This window comes from Halogeometricum sp. CBA1124 (assembly GCF_009741955.1).
GTDB lineage: Archaea > Halobacteriota > Halobacteria > Halobacteriales > Haloferacaceae > Halogeometricum > Halogeometricum rufum.
The window spans coordinates 1-4,710 of sequence record NZ_WPCD01000246.1; the positions used below are offsets into that span (position 1 = coordinate 1).

3 protein-coding genes and 3 pseudogenes are annotated in these 4,710 nt (G+C 68.5%); 5 read left to right on the forward strand and 1 reads right to left on the reverse strand.

Annotation, left to right across the window (positions count from 1 at the left end):
- Both GJ632_RS19465 and GJ632_RS19470 read left to right on the forward strand, forming a co-directional pair.
- Positions 1 to 402: pseudogene (locus GJ632_RS19465) on the forward strand (hypothetical protein); the annotation flags it as partial.
- Positions 403 to 534: 132 nt separating this feature from the next.
- Positions 535 to 915: a DUF5611 family protein gene (locus tag GJ632_RS19470; RefSeq protein ID WP_191453805.1), complete on the forward strand. Its 381-nt coding sequence runs from the start codon at positions 535 to 537 to the stop codon at positions 913 to 915.
- A 70-nt stretch (positions 916 to 985) separates the two neighbouring features.
- Here GJ632_RS19470 and GJ632_RS19475 read toward each other — a convergent pair whose 3' ends face one another.
- Positions 986 to 1,726, reverse strand: coding sequence for an SDR family NAD(P)-dependent oxidoreductase (locus tag GJ632_RS19475; RefSeq protein WP_191453806.1), 741 nt, complete (start codon positions 1,724 to 1,726; stop codon positions 986 to 988).
- Positions 1,727 to 1,913: 187 nt separating this feature from the next.
- Here GJ632_RS19475 and GJ632_RS19480 point away from each other — a divergent pair.
- The 3 genes and pseudogenes from GJ632_RS19480 to GJ632_RS19490 form a co-directional block, all read left to right on the forward strand.
- Positions 1,914 to 2,370: pseudogene (locus GJ632_RS19480) on the forward strand (universal stress protein).
- A 111-nt stretch (positions 2,371 to 2,481) separates the two neighbouring features.
- Positions 2,482 to 3,450, forward strand: coding sequence for an ROK family protein (locus GJ632_RS19485; protein WP_089804454.1), 969 nt, complete (start codon positions 2,482 to 2,484; stop codon positions 3,448 to 3,450).
- Between the two features lie 156 nt (positions 3,451 to 3,606).
- Positions 3,607 to 4,710: pseudogene (locus GJ632_RS19490) on the forward strand (LVIVD repeat-containing protein); the annotation flags it as partial.

A 4,710-nucleotide genomic window follows, 5' to 3' on the forward strand; every position in this document is an offset into this window, starting at 1 on the left:
GACGACGTGGACGTGGACCGCGAACGCGGCGAGTGGCCCGAACGCGAGGACGTCGAGGACCGCGAACCGTCCTGGCCCGTTCAGGAGGGCGAAGACGAGGGATTCGCGGCCGAACCGTCCGACGGGAGTCCGAGCGAGGACGTGTCGTTCGGCGGTCTCACGCCCGAGGCGAACGGCCACGTCGGCGACGACGCGGCGGAGGAAGACTACATCACTGCCGGCGACGACGGGTTCACCCGCGCGGAGCAACAGGGCGAACTGCAGTCCGACGTCCCCGACGACCGAATCGAGTTCTACTGTCCCAACTGCGGTCACGCCCGGTCGGCGGGCGCCTCTTCGATGCGGGCCGGCGACATCTGTCCGGAGTGCAAGCAGGGCTACATCGCGGAGCGACAACTGTAGTCGCGGCGGCGAGTATATAACGCCCCCCGCCGCACTCGTAAATCGCTTATAGGCGCCCGGAGACGCTTTTATAGGGCATAAGAGGCGACGAGGGACGAAACAGGTAAACCATCCCCTGTCAAACCACGGGTCATGAAGGAGTACAAGATGCGTCGCGGAGAGACCCTCGATGAGCGAGTTCCGGACATGGAGTCGTACGTCGAGGAGATGTTCGGCCCCATCACCGACACCGAGGAGTACAAGGGGAGCGACCTGTTCGTCGTCGGCGAACCCTCGAACCCCGTCTTCGAGAAAGTCGTCGCCGGTGCGGTGGAGTACAGCGGCAAGAAGGACAAACTCGCCGTCGAGTTCCACGAACGCGACCCGACCGAACTCGGCCCCGACGAACTCGAGGCGGCCGGCGAGGCCGTCGACGCGAAGAACACGTTCCTCCTCGAAGCGACCGGTCGAGACGCCAAGTCCCGCCGTGAGTCGCTGAAGCGGTCGGTCGAAGACGACGCACCCGACTACTGAACGGTACCCCTTCTCCGCGCGAGCGTCGTTCGCCCACCCGCGGAGCGACCGGTACGGACGCGGCGCGGCCTCACAGGGTCTCGGGCAGCCAGCCGCCGTCGATTTCGACGTTCTCGCCGGAGATGTAGCCGGAGTCGTCGTCCCAGAAGAACGCCACCGCGTGCGCGACGTCCTCGACGCTCGCCCACCGGCCGCGGGGGGCGTCGTCGGGGAACTCGTCGGAGGTGTCCACGACGTACGGCGAGACGGCGTTGACCGTGACGCCGTCGTCCTGCGTGTCCGCCGCGAGCATCCGCGTGAACATCAGCACGCCCGTCTTCGCCACGAAGTAGGGGAAGTTCTTCGGGTAGACGAGTGCCTTCTCGCTGCCGGCGTAGCCGACGTTGACGATGCGCCCCCACGACTGCTCGCGCATCCCCGGGAGGGCGCGCCTCGCGCAGAGGACGGTGCCGTAGAAGTTCGTCTCGACCACGCGCTTCCACGTCTCGAACGGTATCTCCGCCCAGTGCTGGGGCGCGAAGTCGCCGACGTTGTTCACGAGGAGGTCCACCGTGCCCAGTTCCGCCTCCACGTCCTCGAACATCGCGTCCACGGCGTCGGGGTCGGTCACGTCGCCCTGCACCGTCGTCGCGGCGGGCGCGCCGAGTTCGCGGGCCTCTGCGGCGGCCTCTGCGGCGGCCTCGTCGCTCGTGTGGTAGTGTATCGCGACGGCGGCGCCCGAGGCGGCCGCGCGGAGGGCGATGGCCCGTCCGACGCCTCGCGCACTGCCGGTCACCAGCGCAACGCGGTCGTCCAACTCCGGAGTGAGCATATCGGTCCGTGGGACGGCACGCATATAGCGATTCGCCGCCGCGCAGTCGGGGGCGCAGTAACTTACTTGACGGTAGCACGTGACACGGACACGTGTGCCTCCGGCGTCGGTAGCCCGTAGAAAAGTTCATTCGGAACAGAGTAAAAAAGTCGCTACAGTTAAGGTAGCGGAGAATCTTTCCTCCAGTATGGCGATAGAAACCATTCTCTTAGCCGTCGGACCCGGCGACGAAGACAGACTCGAACGACTCGCCGAGGAGACGATAGACGTCGCCGGCCCCACCGCGCCCGCGTCGTCCTCGGGCACGTGTTCACGCGCGAGGAGTACGACTCGGCCCTCGACAACCTCGACTTCGACACGAGGGCGACGAGGTGTCCGCCGACGACGTGGCGACGCGGCACTCGACGGTCCGCGAACTGGTCGCCGCCCTCGACGAGGCGGGCGTCGAGTACGAGGTCCGCGGACGCGTCGGCGACCACGGCGAGTCCATCGTCACCCTCGCGAAGAACGTGAACGCCGACCGCGTCATCGTCGGGGGCCGCCGTCGGTCCCCCGCCGGCAAGGCCGTCTTCGGCAGCGTCGCACAGGAGGTCATGCTCTCTGCGCCCTGCCCGGTCACGTTCGTCCGCGCCGACACGAAGTGAGCGTTCTCGGGACGCGGTGACCCGTCGCCTCGGCTTCGTCGCGCGAAACTCGTACTCGAATCCGCGTGAGAAACCTCTTAGTTAAGTGCCGGGCTAACGCGTACCCGTACAATGGCTTACTACGTGGGTGTCGACCTCGGGGCGACCAACATCCGCGCGGTCGTAGCCGACGACGAGGGCACTGTCGTCGCCAGTCGAAGCGACGGGACGCCTCGCGGCCCGACGGGCATCGCGGTGACGGAGGCGGTTCTCCGCGTCGTCCGCGAGACGTGTTCGGAGGCGGGCATCCGTCCCGACGAGGCCGTCGCCGCGGGCGTGGCCTCCATCGGTCCGCTGGACTTGGCGGAGGGCGCCGTCGAGAACCCGGCGAACCTCCCGGACACCATCGACCGCATCCCGCTCACGGGACCCATCTCGGTCCTCCTCGACACCGACCGCGTCTTTCTCCACAACGACACGAACGCGGGCGTCATCGGCGAACGGTTCCACTCCGAACGCAACCCCGACGACATGGTGTACGTCACCATCTCCTCGGGCGTCGGCGCCGGCGTCTGCGTCGACGGCAACGTCCTCTCGGGGTGGGACGGCAACGCGGGCGAAGTCGGGCACATGACGCTCGACCCGCAGGGACTGCTCACCTGCGGATGCGGACACGACGGCCACTGGGAGGCGTACTGCTCCGGCAACAACATCCCGCGCTACGCCGAGTTCCTCCACAGCGAGGACGACGTGGAGACGTCGCTGCCCATCGAGGACCCCGACTTCTCCGCCGCCGACGTGTTCGACCACGCCGAAGACGACGAGTTCGCCCGGTACGTCGTCGACCAGGTCGGCCACTGGAACGCGATGGGCATCGCCAACATCGTCCACGCGTACGCACCGCTGACCATCTACGTCGGCGGGGCCGTGGCCCTCAACAACCCGGACCTCGTCCTCGATCCCATCCGCGAACGGATGGACGACATGGTGATGGTGAACGTCCCGCAGATAGAGTTGACCACGCTCGGCGACGAGGTGGTGGTGCAGGGAGCGGTGGCGAGTGCGATGACCGGCGGGACTGGCGACCGGTCGCGGCTTTAGGCCGCGAAGCCTCGACAGTCGCGTCGCAGGCGGGACCGGGGACCGGTCTCGCCTGTAGGCCGCGAGGACTCGTCCGTTCCCCTCGTACCGAGTCTCCGACGAATCGCTCGGGTCGGCAGGCACCCGACTTATCCTTCCGGAACACCGAACGGGAGTATGCATCGCCGTGAGTTCCTGCGCACGGGTGCCCTCCTCGGCGCGGCCGGTCTCTCGCTGTCGGCGTCCGGTCGCGTCGACGCTCACCCCGGCCCGTACGAACCCTACGGCTCCGTCGACGTCGACGGGACGAAGGAGGCCGTCGTCTCGCCGGACGGGGCCGTCGCCTACCTCGCGGCGTCGACGGGGTACGCCACCGTCGACGTCTCCGTCCCCGACCGGCCCCGCGTCCTCGCGGAGGTGCGCGAACCGGTCGACGAACACGAGAACGGCCCGCTCCGCGGTATCTACGACGTGAAACTCGACGCGACCGACCCCGAGACGCTGGTCGTCGTCGGCCCGGCCAACCCCCTCCCCGGCGCCGTCGCGGGCGTCCTCGTCGTCGACGTGTCGGACCCCGCCGCGCCCGAACGCGTCTCCTTCTTCGAGACGGCGTACCCCATCCACAACTGCTTCGCCCGCGACGCTACGCCTACCTGACGCGCAACGACGGCGACACGAACGTGCTGGTCGTGATGGACCTGCAGTCCGGCCGGGCGGTCGGTCGGTGGTCGCTCCCGGACGTCGACGAGGCGTGGACCGACGTGTCGAACGGACGGAAGTCGCTCCACGACGTGTACGTCCACGAGGACACCGCCTACCTCGCCCACTGGGACGCCGGGACGTGGATTCTCGACGTGTCGGACCCGACGACGCCGACGCACGTGGGGAGCGTCGACGCGCCCGACCCGACCGAACTCGCCGGGTCCGGACGCGGCGAGGCCCTCGTCCCGCCGGGCAACCACCACTACGTCGCCACCGACGAGTCGGGCACGCTCCTCGCGTCGGCAAAGAGTCGTGGGCGCGCCGCGTCGGCACGAACGACGACGACGAGGAGTCGCGTCTGGTCGGCGGACCGTCCGGCATCGACCTCTGGGACGTGTCGGACCCCGCCGCGCCCGAACGCTACTCGACTATCGACCCGCCGCCGTCGCCGAACCCGACGTACGGCGGCGTCTGGACCACCGCGCACAACTTCGAGTTCCGCGACGGCCGCCTCTACTCCGCGTGGTACCGCGGCGGCGTGAAGCGACACGACGTGTCCGACCCGTCGACCCCCGAGGA

Bases quoted from the DNA above. Each gene is read 5' to 3' on its own strand.
- GJ632_RS19485 (WP_089804454.1), top strand. From the start codon at position 2,482: ATGGCTTACTACGTGGGTGTCGACCTCGGGGCGACCAACATCCGCGCG.
- GJ632_RS19470 (WP_191453805.1), top strand. From the start codon at position 535: ATGAAGGAGTACAAGATGCGTCGCGGAGAGACCCTCGATGAGCGAGTT.
- GJ632_RS19475 (WP_191453806.1), bottom strand. From the start codon at position 1,726: ATGCTCACTCCGGAGTTGGACGACCGCGTTGCGCTGGTGACCGGCAGT.